Source organism: Bacteroides sp. L10-4 (genome assembly GCF_013373675.1).
In the GTDB taxonomy this organism is placed as follows: domain Bacteria; phylum Bacteroidota; class Bacteroidia; order Bacteroidales; family Bacteroidaceae; genus Bacteroides; species Bacteroides muris.
Map to the genome: position 1 here is coordinate 28155 of NZ_JABXJH010000046.1, position 14478 is coordinate 42632.

The following is a 14478-nucleotide window of genomic DNA, read 5'->3' on the forward strand; positions in this document are numbered from 1 at the left end:
GGTGCTCTTTCTTACTATATACTATCACAACCCTTTTCTTACTTCAACTGCATATTGGACAGATCCACATTAGTAGTCAGCTTTTCATTACTTCCCACTGTTTTCAAATCAAAGGTTACTTCCACCTCTCCATTCTTTTCCGAATTGAGTTTCAGTTTGATGCCTTTGGTTTCTGAGGAAATCTCCAGGCTGTTCAGATTATAGGAGACAGCACCAAGACCGCGACGTCCCGACAGGTCATCATAATCATTATAACGGAGTTCCAAGTGGATATATCCGTCTTCGCCATACAAGGCATCATCCTTTTGCGGACGCATCAGGCTGATGCGGTGTTTTTGTTCTGTTGAGAATGGCAGGTTCTGCATGAAAAAGATGTTCATATAACCACCACTGATGCTGATGTCACCTTTATTTATAAACACGGGGTCGTTACCGAAATCTTCTTCTGTTTCGGGAGTCAGCGTTTCCACCTCTTTCGTCAGAATGTTTTGCAAGCGCAACAGTTTCACGGCATGGTCATATCCTGCATAGTTGTCCTGCAAAGGATTGAATACGGTTATCACCCGTTGTCCATCCACGGCATCATACCATCCTATGTCCGTATTCACCGGCCAAAGCGTCCCCCAGACATCGCAGTTCAAGTAAAAGGCATTCCCCGTAACACGCACAGTAGCCCACAAAGGCGGGGTAAAATCACCCAAAGAATATCCATCGCCATCATCACATGATTGCAAGACGGGCATCACTGCCAAACATATTGCCATAAATAACCCATACAGCTTTTTCATAATCAAAGTTCTTTTCATTTGTTTTTGTATAGAGAATACAAAAGCCGGGCATTTACTGCACCGGCTTCTTCCATTTTAACAATTTCTTAGAAACTATCCTGATTTTATTTCAGCTTCCTTAACAACGCCACCATCTTGCGGGCAGCATGTCCGGGTGCTCCGGCCTCTCCCAAGCGGGATGCCATGCACTCATATCCCTCGAGCATCCGGCAGCGATATTCCTTGTCGTACAAGATACGGTTCAGCTCCGAGCGTACCTGCTCTACTGTCATGGTATCGGCAACCAGCTCTTTCACCACCTCCCGGTTGGCAATGAGGTTGACCAAGGAAATGTACTTCACCTTCAGTATATGCCGTTTCAGGAAAGCGATAACCTTCCCTATCGGAGTATGGTAGCACACCGCTTGCGGCACACGGAACAGGGCCGCTTCCAGCGTTGCCGTCCCCGAAGTGACCAGTGCAGCCTCTGCCTGCCTCAACAAGGAGAATGTCTTGTTGAAGATAATCTTCACGTCCGCCCCGCCTACATAACATTTGTAATACTCGGGAGAAATGCCCGGAGCACCGGCCAGTACGAGCTGATAATCGGGAAAAGAAGCTGCCGCGCGAAGCATGTCTGGCAGATTATCCTTGATTTCCTGCTTGCGGCTACCGGCCAGCAAGGCAATGATAGGTTTGGACGAAAGTCCGTTTGCCCGGACAAAGTCGTCAAATGTCTCTGAGCCGGAAGCAAGAAAAGCCGTCACCTCATCCACTGTCGGATTGCCGACGTAGTGTATCGGATAGTGATGTTTTTTTTCGAAGAACTCCACCTCAAACGGTAGGATGGAGAACAGTTCATCCACATCCCGTTTAATATTCTTGATGCGGTATTCCTTCCATGCCCAAATCTTGGGAGAGATATAATAAAAGACAGGAATCCTTGTGTTGGCATGGACAAACTTGGCTATATCCAGATTAAAGCCCGGATAGTCCACCAAAATCAGCACATCCGGCTGCCATGCAACAATATCCTCCTTGCAACGCTTCATATTGGCAAAGATGGTGCGCAGATGCAGCAATACGGGGACGAACCCCATATACGCCAACTCTTTGTAGTGCTTCACCATCACACCACCCACTGCAGCCATGAGGTCGCCACCAAAGAAACGAAACTCCGCTTGCGGGTCTTCTTCCTTCAATGCAGCCATCAGATGGGAGGCATGCAGGTCGCCGGAAGCTTCACCGACAATCAAGTAATACTTCATATCAATTGATAATTGTCAATTAATTCAGAACCATGTTTTCAGTTCATCAATCAAGCCGTATGCCGTTGCATCCACCGTGGTCGGGGTAATTGCCACATAGCCGTTATCGAGCGCCCAATGGTCATTTTTCTCATTTTCAGCATCGTTATTCTCAAACTCACCGGTCAGCCAATAGTAATGGGCATCCCCTCTATGAGCAAAGTTCTCCCATTCGTTCATCCATTGTCCCTTGGTCTGTTCGCAAATCTTCACCCCCTTCAGCTCTTTGGCATCTGGGAAGTTGACATTGAGGCACGTCAATGGAGGCAACCCCTTCTCCAATACCAGCCGGGCTATCTCGCGGATGTAAGGACCTGCAGGCTCGAAATCGGCGTTCGGCTCATGGCTGCAAAGAGAAAATCCGATGGAAGGCACTCCTTTGAGGCATCCTTCTATCACAACGCCCATCGTACCGGAATAGTGCAGGTTTACAGAAGAATTGTCGCCGTGGTTGATGCCGCCCACCACCAGGTCGGGCTTGCGGTCGAGCACCGTATGAAAGGCCAGCTTCACACAGTCGGTCGGCGTACCGGAACACTTGTATACCGTCAGCCCGACATCCTTACGGACCAGCCGGTAGTGGATAGGTTCCGTTACAGTCAGCGCACACGCACTTCCAGAGCGGGGCGCATCCGGCGCCATTACCACAATCTCGCCCAGCGGACGAAGAAATTTGATTAACTCGCCAATACCTTTCGCAATGATACCGTCATCATTGGAAATCAATATCAAAGGTCTCTGATTTTTCATAATCTTCTTTTTATTGTCGCACAAAAGTAGCTAAAAAGGCTTTAAACTGCATGCTACAAGGATAATAATTCTTTTGTATCCGAAGATATTCTCAGAAAAGGCTAACTTTGCACCGCCAACAATTGAAATACAAACATTCATAAAATCCATTCCATAATGAACACTTTTTGCCATCCTACCATTGCCGTACGCATCGAGGCTGCAACCGCTGCAATCATTCTGTTTCTGGCAGTCCTGACAAGTTGCGGCAGAAACAATTCCCCCGAGCCACTTGACCAATGGGATGACGGGACATCTACGCTTCGCACGGCAGACCCGGTCATTACAGAAGGCCGGAAACTCTTCAACGACAAAGAATACCAGAATTTCCGGCTCACCGGCGAAGCCTTCACAAAACCCGGTTCCGAAGCACGCCTCCTCTTTCATACGGACGGTGAGTCCGGTTATGAGGTGATATTCCGTAACGGAGACATCGACGGTACGCGCAAGAGCGGCTCGCTCGCCTCTGTGCGCAACCTCTACCGCTCACTCGCAAAAGATGGAGAATGGTTTGACTTCGAGATAACCGTACGCGGACAAAACATCATGGTCTGCATTGGCGGAACCGAAGTCGTCTGCTATACCGAACCCGAACATCCATACCGTACAGAAGAGCACGCCCGGCAACTGCTAAGCCAAGGTTCCATTGCCTTGCAAGGCATACACGGCGAAGTGTCGTTCCGGAATCTCGCCATCGAACGACTTGCCAAGGAAGCACGCAACGAAGCGGATACACTCGCTCCGACAGACGAACGTACGGACGGAATAATCAGGCTACAGCAACGCGATTTTCCGGTCATAGACTACCACGTTCACCTGAAAGGAGGGCTGACGAAGGAAATGGCACACGCCATGTCCATGAATTACGGCATCAACTATGGTGTTGCCCCCAATGCCGGCGAGGGTGGTGTAGGACGTATGCTGGCCGATGACAAAGAAGTATACGACTATTTTAATGAAGTAAAAGGCTTGCCATTCCTATGCGGGGTGCAAGGTGAAGGGCGTAAGTGGACAGCTACTTTCTCGCAGGAATCACTGGGGATTTTCGATTACCTGTTTACCGACGCCATGACCATCATAGACCACAAGGGACGCAATTCGCGTATCTACCGAGCCGAAGAAGCACTCTTCGACGACATTACGCTTGAGCAGTATATGAACCACCTTGTCGACCAAACAGTCCTGATTCTGACCAACGAGCCTGCCGACATTTATGCCAACCCTACCTTCCTGCCCGACACAATGGCGCATGATTACGACAAGTACTGGACTGACGAACGAATTGAACGTGTATTGGATGTATTGCAACAACATAGAATCGCTTTGGAAATCAATGCACGCTACCGGATTCCCAGTTTCGAGATTATCCGTCGCGCCAAGGCACGTGGAATCAAATTCACATTCGGCACAAACAATGTCGATGCCGACTTCGGACGACTGGAATATTGCGCCGAAGCCATCAAGCAATGCGGCCTCACAGCCGATGATATATGGTTCCCGTCGATGAGCACACGCCGCTCCCGCCCCATTGTCATATACAACCAATTCGAGTAGCAAAGAACAACTGACGTCATCTTCACCAACAGAAACGATACACCTATGGAGATTCTTCTCATCATCTTGGGCATCCTCTGCCTGATTGCCGGACTGGCAGGCTGCATCCTGCCTATGATTCCGGGACCGCCCGTAGCCTATACGGGCTTGTTGCTCCTACACCTCACGGACAAGGCGCAGTTTTCCACCATGCAGTTGCTTTTATGGCTGGCGGCAGTCGTCCTTGTACAGATACTGGATTATTTCGTCCCGATGCTGGGCAGCAAATACAGCGGAGGCAGCCGATGGGGCACACGCGGCTGTCTCATAGGCAGCATCATAGGGCTGTTCTTCATGCCTTGGGGCATCATCCTCGGCCCCTTTCTCGGAGCCTTCATCGGTGAGCTGATGGGAGGCAGCAACGCAAACCGGGCCTTGAAATCGGGACTGGGCTCGCTACTTGGATTCCTGCTGGGCACAGTAGCGAAATGCGTGATATGTGCTTACTTCTGCTGGAAGTTCGCAGAAGCACTGTTATAAATTGCAGCGAAAGCACGTCCATCGTTTACAGATGACAAGACAGGCCTATCTGTGTGGTCAGCAAGAATAGGCCGAACTTTCCTCTCGGCTTGAAAGGAATCGGCTCCCTTCCGCCTTTCCCCAACTTGACAGGCGAGTAAAGCGCATCCACCTCCAAGCTAATGCCCCAATGGCGTGCAAAAGTATATTCAAAACCTATGAAGCCATTGACTCCCGCACTGGAAGCGGAAACCTTTATGTCATCAGGATGACCCGAAAGAGCCGTCTTGCTCCGGTAGTGCAAATACCCCACTCCTCCTCCCATGGTGCTGAAACATGACGGGAACATGGTGGCACGTTTCAAGTAAGAGACCTGCGGTGCCACATAGATGAGATTCACCCGTTCTTTCACTCCTTCTGCCTGAAAACGTTGCGAATGCGTATTGCCATAGAGAAGCCCTCCATAGCCCACTTCAGAGGAAGAAGAGTAGCACATAGCTTTGAGCAGGTTGGCCACGCCTCCACCTTTGCCATCTACGTCCCAAGCCGAAATGCCATGAGACGAAGCATATCCCGTGATTCCCCAGCCATAGGTCAGCACAAATGTTTTTTCACCTGTTTCCGTGTCAGTGGCATATATTTTCTGGGCTTTAAGCGGAAACAAGCTCAAGCCCAGCAGTGCGAACAGCACAACCACCATTCTTACAACAACCTGTCTGTTCATTTTTCTTCAATTATCCAAAGAGAATAACTATTTTCTGCTATCGCCATCATTGCTTTCAAGTCTAATGTTCTTTCCGTGCTAAGCCCTGCATTGTCAATACTCTTGCACATTTCATCCGTAAAAAGCCTAATTTGAGATTTATCTCCAATTTCCACAATATTAGATACATACTCTTTTAAGAAATCCAAATCATCACAATAATGCACATTAGGGAAAAGAGATTTTGCCTTTTCATTTGCAGCATCCAAATCTTGCACCAGACTCATCATTTGAGCGAAATCAAATTCTTGTTTTACAGCTATGGCATAATCCATACCTTCAGGATTAAATAAATCAAATTCATTGCTCTTTCTATGGTTTGCCGGGAAGATAAATGCAGCAAATGCGGCATCATTCAAATCCGTAACAAGTTCTTGAGAAGTTTCGAGGCTATCCGCATCTTCTTGAACAACAGTTTCTTCATGCCCACATGCACTTAACGCTATAGACGAAACAAAAATTAAAAAGATGAAATAATTCCTCATAGCCAACCCTATTTTTGATTAAAGATTCCGCGTTCGAATATACCAAAAAACATTTGCATTTCAAAACATTAGCAATAAAATATTTATCCCCTTCTACGAATCTTTCATTTTAACTCCCGATAACTCCATTAAATGAAAGAGTCATACTCTCACGGAAGACATCCTTGCCTTACTTCTTCGGAAAACACTTGCATATCTGCCGAAACACACTTACCTTTGCCGCACAAGATGCCAACTTGAACAACACAACATGCCGACTTACGACACACAAGATGCCATCTTGCGCATCATTTCCGGCAATGCGCTGCCTGCCGGAAAGAGATGGGGCATACGCCAGGCAGGCATGCGCAACCCAACGGATATACAACCATAACAAGAAAGGATATAGACATGATTTATCTGGTAAGAAAGAAACTCTTCCGCACCAAGGAAGGAATGAAACAACTATACTATGCCGTGCAACGAACCTTGCAAATGCGCGGAGGAGTGACAACAGAGATATTGGGCCGCCGCATGGCCCGCCGCAAAGGCATGAGCGAGGGCGACGTGCAGAGTGTATTGGTGGACTTGCCCAAGTACATCGAAGAGGCACTCTGCGAAGGCGAGTCGGTCACCATCAAGGGTCTAGGGTCCTTCAACCTGTCCATCACAAGCGAGGGCTTTGAGCACCCCGACGATGTGACCCCAGGCAAAGTACAGGTGTCGCGCATCTACTTCAAGCCCGACCGCACGCTTGTAAACAGGTTGCGGCAAAACATGAACTTCTACCGTTACCCGTTGAGCAAATATTTCCCTAAAGAAATGCTGCGGCCCGAGACACTGGAACGGGAAAGGGCTTCGATAGACTAATATGCCAATCGGCCTATTAATACACATTCTTTTTCAGTATAAAGAACAGTGAAAATAAGCTATTTACAAAACAAGCAAAAGACATGAAAGCATAAAACAAATCTTAATCTTCTGCAAGCGAGGCAAAAAAGCCTCCCTGTTTCAAGATAAATATGTATATTTGCCTGCTAATTAGAGGGAAATAACGACCGAACCGCCGAATACGGAGAGACACACCGCCTTGTGGAGTTATTAACAAAACAGGCGACTTATCAACCGTTTTGGCAATCTTCCTCTTTTTTAGTAGGCACTATCCGGAATTATCACTTATTTCGCTGCCAATAAATATTGAGATTATGGGAAAAATAATTGCTATGGCTAACCAAAAGGGTGGTGTAGGCAAGACTACGACGACAATCAACCTCGCAGCCTCGCTTGCCACGCTTGAAAAGAAAGTGCTTGTTGTAGATGCCGACCCGCAGGCCAACGCCTCCTCCGGATTGGGTGTGGACATCAAGCAGTCGGAATGTACTATCTACGAGTGCATTATCGACCGTGCAGACGTATGCGAGGCCCTTCATGACACGGAGATAGACACTCTGAAGGTCATCTCCTCCCACATCAATCTGGTAGGTGCCGAAATAGAAATGCTCAATCTGAAAAACCGCGAAAAGATACTGAAAGAAGTACTCGCTCCGCTGAAGAATGAGTTTGACTATATCTTGATAGACTGTTCCCCGTCTCTGGGTCTGATTACGGTCAATGCACTGACTGCCGCCGATTCGGTAATCATCCCCGTACAAGCGGAATATTTCGCACTGGAAGGCATCAGCAAACTACTGAACACCATTAAAATCATCAAGTCGAAGCTGAACCCCGCCCTCGAAATCGAAGGCTTCCTGCTGACAATGTACGACTCGCGTCTGCGCCAGGCCAACCAGATTTACGATGAAGTGAAACGCCACTTCCAGGAATTGGTATTCAACACCGTCATCCAGCGTAATGTAAAACTGAGCGAAGCTCCCAGCTACGGCCTGCCCACCATTCTCTATGACGCAGACTCAACCGGAGCCAAGAACCACATGGCACTTGCCAAGGAGCTGATAAGCAGAAACGCAAGAAGGGATTAGTGGTTAAGGATAAGCGGTTAGTGATTAATGATTAGGGGTTAGTGATAAATACCATATTTACAATACACAACAAAATCACCCCGCATGGCTAAATAGTAAATTGTAAATCGTCAATATAGTAAATAAACAGATGGCACAAAGAAATGCATTAGGACGCGGGCTGGACGCCCTGTTCTCCATAGATGAAGTGCAGACCGAAGGTTCCTCCTCCATCAATGAAATAGAGTTGTCGAAGATTACGGTCAATCCCAACCAGCCCCGTCATGAATTCGACCCGGTTGCGTTGCAGGAGTTAGCTGATTCCATCTCCGAAATCGGCATCATACAGCCCATCACCCTGCGCAAGCTTAGCGACGACGAATACCAGATTATCGCCGGCGAGCGTCGTTTCCGCGCTTCGCAGCTTGCCGGACTGACCAGCATCCCCGCCTATATCCGCACTGCAGATGACGAGAACGTCATGGAAATGGCGCTCATCGAAAACATACAGCGCGAAGACTTGAACTCCGTAGAAATAGCCCTCGCTTACCAGCATCTGCTGGAGCAATATGGACTGACGCAAGAGCGCCTCAGCGAACGCGTAGGCAAGAAGCGTACCACCATTGCCAACTACCTGCGCCTGCTCAAACTGCCCGCTCCCGTCCAGATGGGACTGCAGAACAAGCAGATAGACATGGGACATGCCCGCGCGTTGGTGACGCTGGGCGACCCCAAACTGCAGGTGAAGATCTTCGAGGAAATCCTGGAGCATGGCTATTCCGTGCGCAAAGTGGAAGAAATAGTAAAGTCGCTGAGCGAAGGCGAAACCGTGAAGAGCGGCGGTCGCAAGATTGCCCCCAAACGCGCCAAACTGCCCGAAGAATTCAATATGCTGAAACAACAGCTCTCGAGCTTTTTCAGTACCAAAGTGCAGCTCACTTGCTCGGAGAAAGGAAAAGGCAAAATCAGTATCCCGTTCAATAACGAAGAAGAATTAGAACGTATCATCGGCATTCTTGATACGCTGAAGAAATAAATGAGGAAAAAAGGAAGAATACATCAGTTAGCCATTGCCCTGCTGCTCTGTTTTTTACAGATGGCAGGGATTGCTATGTATGGTCAGGACCGTCCGCGCGCCGCTTCAAAGCGTGCACAGCGGCATCAGACCGATACTCTCGACACCGTGCGCCCGCAAGCCGACAGTCTGAACCGGACGACAGACCGAATACGACGACGGCCCACCATGGGAAAAGACAGCCTTGCCGTGGCCGACAGTCTTGCAGCCGAAAACAAACGGAAGATGCTGGAAATGACCGCCAGCCCCGACCTGAAGGAACAGCCCGTGCCTACAGACAGCCTGCAAAAGGCCATCGACCCCAAAAGATGGGTGCCCAATCCTACGAAAGCCACCTGGCTTGCTCTCGTCATTCCCGGAGGCGGACAAATCTACAACCGCAAATATTGGAAACTGCCCATCTTCTATGGTGGATTTGCCGGTTGTGCCTACGCCCTCACGTGGAACGGCAAGATGTACAAGGACTATTCGGCAGCCTACAAGGATGCCGTAAACGAAAACTGGACTTCCAGCAGCATCACCGACCTGCTTCCGCCCAACCATAATTACAGCAACAGCCAGCTGACGGAAATACTGCGGAAGCGCAAGGACACTTTCCGGCGATACCGCGACTTGAGCATCTTCGCCTTTATCGGCGTATACCTGCTGTCTGTTGTCGACGCATACGTAGACGCAGAATTGTCCAACTTCGACATCACCCCCGACCTCAGCATGAAAGTGGAGCCTGCCATAATCAACAGCCAGATGACCGGCTCCTCTAAAAGAAACGTCGGCGTACAATGCAGTTTCCGATTCTAAAAACGAAAATTAAAGCATAATACCTATATGATACATAAGTCCATCCATACCAGAAGAATTATCCTCGGAGCCTCGATTCTGCTTTGCACCCTCTTCGCCGCTCCGGCCACGCATGCGCAGGAAAGCGTGGAAGTGCTTATCCGCGAAAACGGTACAGAACGCCAAGAATCCATCGAACTGCCCAAAAGCATGACCTATCCGCTGGACAGCCTGCTCAATGACTGGAAAGCCAAGAACTACATAGACTTGGGAAAAGACTGCAGCACCTCTACCGTGAACCCGATGTTCAGCGACTCCGTATACATAGACCGGTTGTCGCGCATGCCGACCGTCATGGAAATGCCCTACAACGAAATTGTACGCAAGTTCATCGACATGTATGCCGGACGCCTGCGCAACCAAGTTGCCTTCATGCTGAGCGCCTGCAATTTCTATATGCCCATCTTCGAAGAAGCACTGGATGCCTACGGCCTGCCGCTCGAACTGAAATACCTGCCCGTCATAGAGTCTGCCCTCAACCCTTCTGCCGTCTCCCGTGCGGGAGCCTGCGGACTATGGCAATTCATGCTCGCCACCGGAAAGATATACGGACTGGAAAGCAACAGCCTCGTAGACGAACGCCGCGACCCGATAAAAGCGACCTGGGCCGCAGCACACTATCTGAAGGACATGTACGACATCTACAAAGATTGGAACTTGGTGATTGCCGCCTACAACTGCGGTCCGGGCACCATCAACAAAGCCATCCGCCGCTCGGGAGGGAAAACGGATTATTGGGAAATCTACAACTACCTGCCCAAAGAAACACGCGGTTACGTACCGGCCTTCATTGCCGCCAACTACGTAATGACCTATTACTGCAAACACAACATCTGCCCCATGGAAACCGACATTCCGGAGGCAACAGATACGGTGCAGATAAGCCGCAACCTTCATTTCGAGCAGATTGCCGATATATGCGGCATCAGCCTGGACCAAATAAAGAGCCTGAACCCCCAGTTCAAGAAAAGCATCATCCCCGGAGAGAGCAAGCCGCAGACACTACGCCTCCCCATCAACCACATCAGTGCCTTTATCGACAAACAAGATACCATCTATGCCCACCGCAGCAACGAGTTGTTCAAGAACCGCAGAGTAGTAGCCGTTTCCGATACACGCTCGACGGCACGCAACAGCAAAGGCAGTACCGCTACGGGGAATGTCACCTACCACAAGATACGCAGTGGCGAGAACCTTGGCAGCATCGCACGGAAATACGGCGTCACTGTCAATCAGCTAAAAAGCTGGAATGGATTGCGCAGTACCAGAATCTCCGCAGGAAAGCGCTTGAAGATTTATAAATAAAGACATAAACGCTTGTCCCGTGTTGAAAATTGCTTATTTTTGCAAAAAGTGAAGTGAAGAAAGGAGAAAGCAGTATATGGAAGAAAACATAAGTCAGAAGGAAAAGGAAAAAGCCGAAGATGAAATGATCGAACAGGCATTCCAAGAACTGTTGAACGACTATCTGGGCACCAAGCACCGCAAGCGCGTCGAAATAATAACCAAAGCATTCAATTTTGCCAACCAGGCGCATAAGGGCATCAAGCGTCGTTCCGGCGAGCCCTACATCATGCACCCCATTGCCGTGGCAAAGATTGTCTGCAACGAGATAGGACTGGGGTCTACTTCCATATGCTCGGCATTGCTGCACGATGTGGTGGAGGACACCGACTACACCGTAGAGGATATCGAAAACATCTTCGGCCCCAAAATCGCCCAGATTGTAGACGGGCTGACAAAGATTTCCGGCGGCATCTTCGGCGACCGTGCCTCGGCGCAGGCGGAGAACTTCAAGAAGCTGCTCCTCACCATGTCCGACGACATCCGTGTCATCCTTATCAAGATAGCCGACCGTCTGCACAACATGCGCACGCTTGGCTCCATGCTGCCCAACAAGCAGTTCAAGATTGCAGGCGAAACACTCTACATCTATGCTCCGCTTGCCAACCGGCTGGGCTTATACAAGATAAAGACCGAGCTTGAGAACCTGAGTTTCAAATACGAACACCCCGAAGAATACCGCGAAATAGAAAAGAAGCTGGAAGCCACCGCCGTTGAGCGTGACAAGGTATTCAAAGACTTCACTACCCCTATACGTGCCCAATTGGATAAGATGGGCCTGAAATACCGTATCCTCGCCCGGGTAAAATCCATCTATTCCATCTGGAACAAGATGCAGACCAAGCATGTACCTTTCGAGGAAATCTATGACCTGCTTGCCGTACGCATCATCTTCGAACCGCGCAATATGGAAGAGGAGCTGAACGACTGCTTCGACATCTATGTCTCCATCTCCAAGATATACAAGCCCCACCCCGACCGCCTGCGCGACTGGGTCAGCCATCCCAAAGCCAACGGCTACCAAGCCCTGCACGTCACCCTGATGGGCAACCACGGGCAGTGGATTGAGGTGCAAATCCGCAGTGAGCGTATGAATGACGTTGCCGAACAAGGCTTTGCCGCCCACTGGAAATACAAAGAAGGCGGAGGCAGCGAAGATGAAGGCGAACTGGAGAAATGGTTGCGTACCATCAAGGAAATTCTGGACGACCCGCAACCGGACGCCATCGATTTTCTCGATACCATCAAACTGAACCTGTTTGCATCGGAGATTTTCGTCTTCACCCCGAAAGGCGACCTCAAGACCATGCCGCAGAACTCCACAGCACTGGACTTTGCCTTCTCCCTGCACACCGACATAGGCAGCCACTGCATCGGCGCCAAAGTAAACCACAAACTAGTCCCCCTAAGCCACAAGCTGCAAAGCGGTGACCAGGTAGAGGTACTGACCTCCAAGTCACAGCGCGTGCAGCCGGAGTGGGAAGTATATGCCACCACCGCTCGTGCCCGTGCCAAAATAGCTTCTATCCTGCGTAAAGAAGCAAAGGCTTACCAAAAAGAGGGTGAAACCATAATCGCCGACTTCTTCAAAAATGAAGATATCCGCATTGATGACGCCGCATTGGACAAACTGACCAAACTGCATAAATTCCATACCCGGGATGAATTGCTCGTAGCCGTCGGTAGCAAGAAGATTGTATTGGGTGATGCAGATAAGAATGCATTCAAAGAAAGACAGAGCAGCAACTGGAAGAAATATCTCACCTTTTCGTTTGGAAACAAAGACAATAAAGAGAACAAGGAGCAGCCGGAAGAAAAAGCCCCTCAAGAAAAGATTAATACCAAACAGATTCTAAAACTGACCGAAGAGGCCATCTCCAAGAATTATATCATGGCAGACTGCTGCCACCCTATTCCGGGCGATGATGTCCTGGGATATATCGATGAAGAAAACCGCGTCATCATCCACAAGCGTCAGTGCCCCGTTGCCGCCCGCCTCAAAAGTAGCTACGGAAACCGCATCATCGCCACCGAGTGGGACACGCACAAGGATTTGTCGTTCCTCGTCACTATATATATAAAAGGTATAGACAGCATGGGACTGCTGAACGAAGTGACCCAGGTCATTTCCCGCCAGCTCAACGTGAACATCCGCAAACTGACCATCGAAACCAACGACGGCATCTTCGAAGGAAAGATACAGCTCTACGTACACGATGTGGAGGACGTGCGTACTATCTGTAATAATCTGAAGCAGATACAGAACATCAAGCAGGTGGTGAGAATAGAGGATTAAAGCAAAAGCATGGCAGAATTAACTTTCCTTATAAAAATAGATTAAGAAAAAGTATTCTCAACATAGTTAAAAGCCAATTAACCTCCAGCGAACCAACCGACATTCAACTGACAGTAAAGCAATATTCTGGTAGTGAATACACTGATAGTAATTTGAATATTTATATAAAGCAATTAAAAATAAATATGCATAGTGGAATTAAATACCACCTTTATTGACACAATTAAAGTCGTTATAAATAACCATTATAATAATGAGAACACAACTAATTTTATGCCTTGGAATCTTCCTGGTTAGCTGTACAAATAAAGTTTCCAATACATTGGTTCTGAATACTGAGAGCCTGTTTAAAAAATTTCCAATTAGATTCATTGGGTAAGAATAATGAAAGTCTTCTTCTATTTAAAGATAAAGTTATTGATTTTGGTACCATAATGGAGAAACAAACATCTGAAATTTTAATCTATTTCCCTTACGCAAATATTGGGCAATCGAGATTAAGACAGATGTTTCATGCAATTGCCTCACAGCTGTGAATAAAAGCCCTCCTTTGTCCAGAGGAGAAGTCGGAAGTATAGAAGTCTTAGTTAATATAAGAAACAAAAAGGGAGTCTTTAATAAAGCAATCTTCATTAAATCAAATGCGACTAATGACATTGAAATTATTCGCGTTAAAGGTTTTATAAAATAGTCTTTAAGGTAACCATTCTATTTTCCGCCTTGACACGCATCGCAACCCAGCATATCTTTGCGCCATAACCAATTACTAACAAAGATTATGGCAAAAGAAAAAGTAAACTACCAGGAGGTGTACGACCTCTATCAG

15 protein-coding genes are annotated in these 14478 nt (G+C 48.3%); 10 read left to right on the forward strand and 5 right to left on the reverse strand.

Annotation, left to right across the window (positions count from 1 at the left end; all coding sequences use genetic code 11):
• Positions 1–38: 38 nt before the first annotated feature.
• The 3 genes from HU824_RS14505 to surE all read right to left on the reverse strand — a co-directional run bounded on the left by HU824_RS14505 (position 39) and on the right by surE (position 2824).
• Entirely contained in the window at positions 39–788 is a 750-nt protein-coding gene (locus tag HU824_RS14505) for a NigD-like protein (protein ID WP_176469205.1), read from the reverse strand.
• 104 nt (positions 789–892) lie between these two features.
• Positions 893–2035: a lipid-A-disaccharide synthase gene (gene lpxB / locus HU824_RS14510; RefSeq protein ID WP_176469206.1), complete on the reverse strand. Its 1143-nt coding sequence runs from the start codon at positions 2033–2035 to the stop codon at positions 893–895.
• A gap of 24 nt (positions 2036–2059) precedes the next feature.
• Entirely contained in the window at positions 2060–2824 is a 765-nt protein-coding gene (gene surE / locus HU824_RS14515) for a 5'/3'-nucleotidase SurE (RefSeq protein WP_136011381.1), read from the reverse strand.
• 156 nt (positions 2825–2980) lie between these two features.
• Between surE and HU824_RS14520 the strand changes: the two genes are divergently transcribed.
• Positions 2981–4417: a DUF1080 domain-containing protein gene (locus HU824_RS14520; protein WP_176469207.1), complete on the forward strand. Its 1437-nt coding sequence runs from the start codon at positions 2981–2983 to the stop codon at positions 4415–4417.
• 45 nt (positions 4418–4462) lie between these two features.
• Positions 4463–4936 carry a DUF456 domain-containing protein gene (locus tag HU824_RS14525; RefSeq protein WP_176469208.1) on the forward strand — a complete coding sequence of 158 codons (474 nt, stop codon included), beginning with the start codon at positions 4463–4465 and terminating at the stop codon, positions 4934–4936.
• Positions 4937–4961: 25 nt separating this feature from the next.
• On the opposite strand, the gene HU824_RS14530 is transcribed toward HU824_RS14525, so the two are convergent.
• Both HU824_RS14530 and HU824_RS14535 read right to left on the reverse strand, forming a co-directional pair.
• Positions 4962–5639 (reverse strand): hypothetical protein, encoded by a 678-nt coding sequence (locus HU824_RS14530; RefSeq protein ID WP_176469209.1) that lies wholly within the window; start codon positions 5637–5639, stop codon positions 4962–4964.
• On the reverse strand, positions 5636–6163 hold the full coding sequence (locus HU824_RS14535) for a hypothetical protein (RefSeq protein WP_176469210.1): 528 nt from the start codon (positions 6161–6163) through the stop codon (positions 5636–5638). Before HU824_RS14535 ends, HU824_RS14530 begins: the two co-directional genes overlap by 4 nt.
• Before the next feature lie 250 nt (positions 6164–6413).
• Here HU824_RS14535 and HU824_RS19825 point away from each other — a divergent pair, with 250 nt between their 5' ends.
• From HU824_RS19825 to HU824_RS20060, 8 genes are all read left to right on the forward strand, one after another.
• The gene (locus HU824_RS19825; RefSeq protein ID WP_255260528.1) at positions 6414–6536 is read left to right on the forward strand and encodes a hypothetical protein; all 123 of its coding nucleotides are present in this window, start codon (positions 6414–6416) and stop codon (positions 6534–6536) included.
• An 11-nt stretch (positions 6537–6547) separates the two neighbouring features.
• Complete coding sequence (locus tag HU824_RS14540; protein ID WP_176469214.1) at positions 6548–7012, forward strand: HU family DNA-binding protein; 465 nt, start codon at positions 6548–6550, stop codon at positions 7010–7012.
• 335 nt (positions 7013–7347) lie between these two features.
• A complete protein-coding gene (locus HU824_RS14545; RefSeq protein WP_136011387.1) occupies positions 7348–8121 on the forward strand; it encodes a ParA family protein in 774 nt (257 codons plus the stop codon).
• 130 nt (positions 8122–8251) lie between these two features.
• Positions 8252–9136: a ParB/RepB/Spo0J family partition protein gene (locus HU824_RS14550; protein WP_136011388.1), complete on the forward strand. Its 885-nt coding sequence runs from the start codon at positions 8252–8254 to the stop codon at positions 9134–9136.
• Positions 9137–9973: a DUF5683 domain-containing protein gene (locus HU824_RS14555; RefSeq protein WP_136011389.1), complete on the forward strand. Its 837-nt coding sequence runs from the start codon at positions 9137–9139 to the stop codon at positions 9971–9973. It begins immediately after the preceding gene.
• Positions 9974–10000: 27 nt separating this feature from the next.
• Positions 10001–11317 carry a lytic transglycosylase domain-containing protein gene (locus HU824_RS14560; protein ID WP_136011390.1) on the forward strand — a complete coding sequence of 439 codons (1317 nt, stop codon included), beginning with the start codon at positions 10001–10003 and terminating at the stop codon, positions 11315–11317.
• A 76-nt stretch (positions 11318–11393) separates the two neighbouring features.
• Positions 11394–13652, forward strand: coding sequence for a bifunctional (p)ppGpp synthetase/guanosine-3',5'-bis(diphosphate) 3'-pyrophosphohydrolase (locus HU824_RS14565; protein WP_176469211.1), 2259 nt, complete (start codon positions 11394–11396; stop codon positions 13650–13652).
• A gap of 496 nt (positions 13653–14148) precedes the next feature.
• Complete coding sequence (locus HU824_RS20060) at positions 14149–14343, forward strand: DUF1573 domain-containing protein (RefSeq protein ID WP_353889732.1); 195 nt, start codon at positions 14149–14151, stop codon at positions 14341–14343.
• The last annotated feature ends 135 nt before the right edge of the window (positions 14344–14478 follow it).

Bases quoted from the DNA above. Each gene is read 5' to 3' on its own strand.
- HU824_RS14505 (WP_176469205.1), bottom strand. From the start codon at position 788: ATGAAAAAGCTGTATGGGTTATTTATGGCAATATGTTTGGCAGTGATG.
- lpxB (WP_176469206.1), bottom strand. From the start codon at position 2,035: ATGAAGTATTACTTGATTGTCGGTGAAGCTTCCGGCGACCTGCATGCC.
- surE (WP_136011381.1), bottom strand. From the start codon at position 2,824: ATGAAAAATCAGAGACCTTTGATATTGATTTCCAATGATGACGGTATC.
- HU824_RS14520 (WP_176469207.1), top strand. From the start codon at position 2,981: ATGAACACTTTTTGCCATCCTACCATTGCCGTACGCATCGAGGCTGCA.
- HU824_RS14525 (WP_176469208.1), top strand. From the start codon at position 4,463: ATGGAGATTCTTCTCATCATCTTGGGCATCCTCTGCCTGATTGCCGGA.
- HU824_RS14530 (WP_176469209.1), bottom strand. From the start codon at position 5,639: ATGAACAGACAGGTTGTTGTAAGAATGGTGGTTGTGCTGTTCGCACTG.
- HU824_RS14535 (WP_176469210.1), bottom strand. From the start codon at position 6,163: ATGAGGAATTATTTCATCTTTTTAATTTTTGTTTCGTCTATAGCGTTA.
- HU824_RS19825 (WP_255260528.1), top strand. From the start codon at position 6,414: ATGCCGACTTACGACACACAAGATGCCATCTTGCGCATCATTTCCGGC.
- HU824_RS14545 (WP_136011387.1), top strand. From the start codon at position 7,348: ATGGGAAAAATAATTGCTATGGCTAACCAAAAGGGTGGTGTAGGCAAG.
- HU824_RS14550 (WP_136011388.1), top strand. From the start codon at position 8,252: ATGGCACAAAGAAATGCATTAGGACGCGGGCTGGACGCCCTGTTCTCC.
- HU824_RS14555 (WP_136011389.1), top strand. From the start codon at position 9,137: ATGAGGAAAAAAGGAAGAATACATCAGTTAGCCATTGCCCTGCTGCTC.
- HU824_RS14560 (WP_136011390.1), top strand. From the start codon at position 10,001: ATGATACATAAGTCCATCCATACCAGAAGAATTATCCTCGGAGCCTCG.
- HU824_RS14565 (WP_176469211.1), top strand. From the start codon at position 11,394: ATGGAAGAAAACATAAGTCAGAAGGAAAAGGAAAAAGCCGAAGATGAA.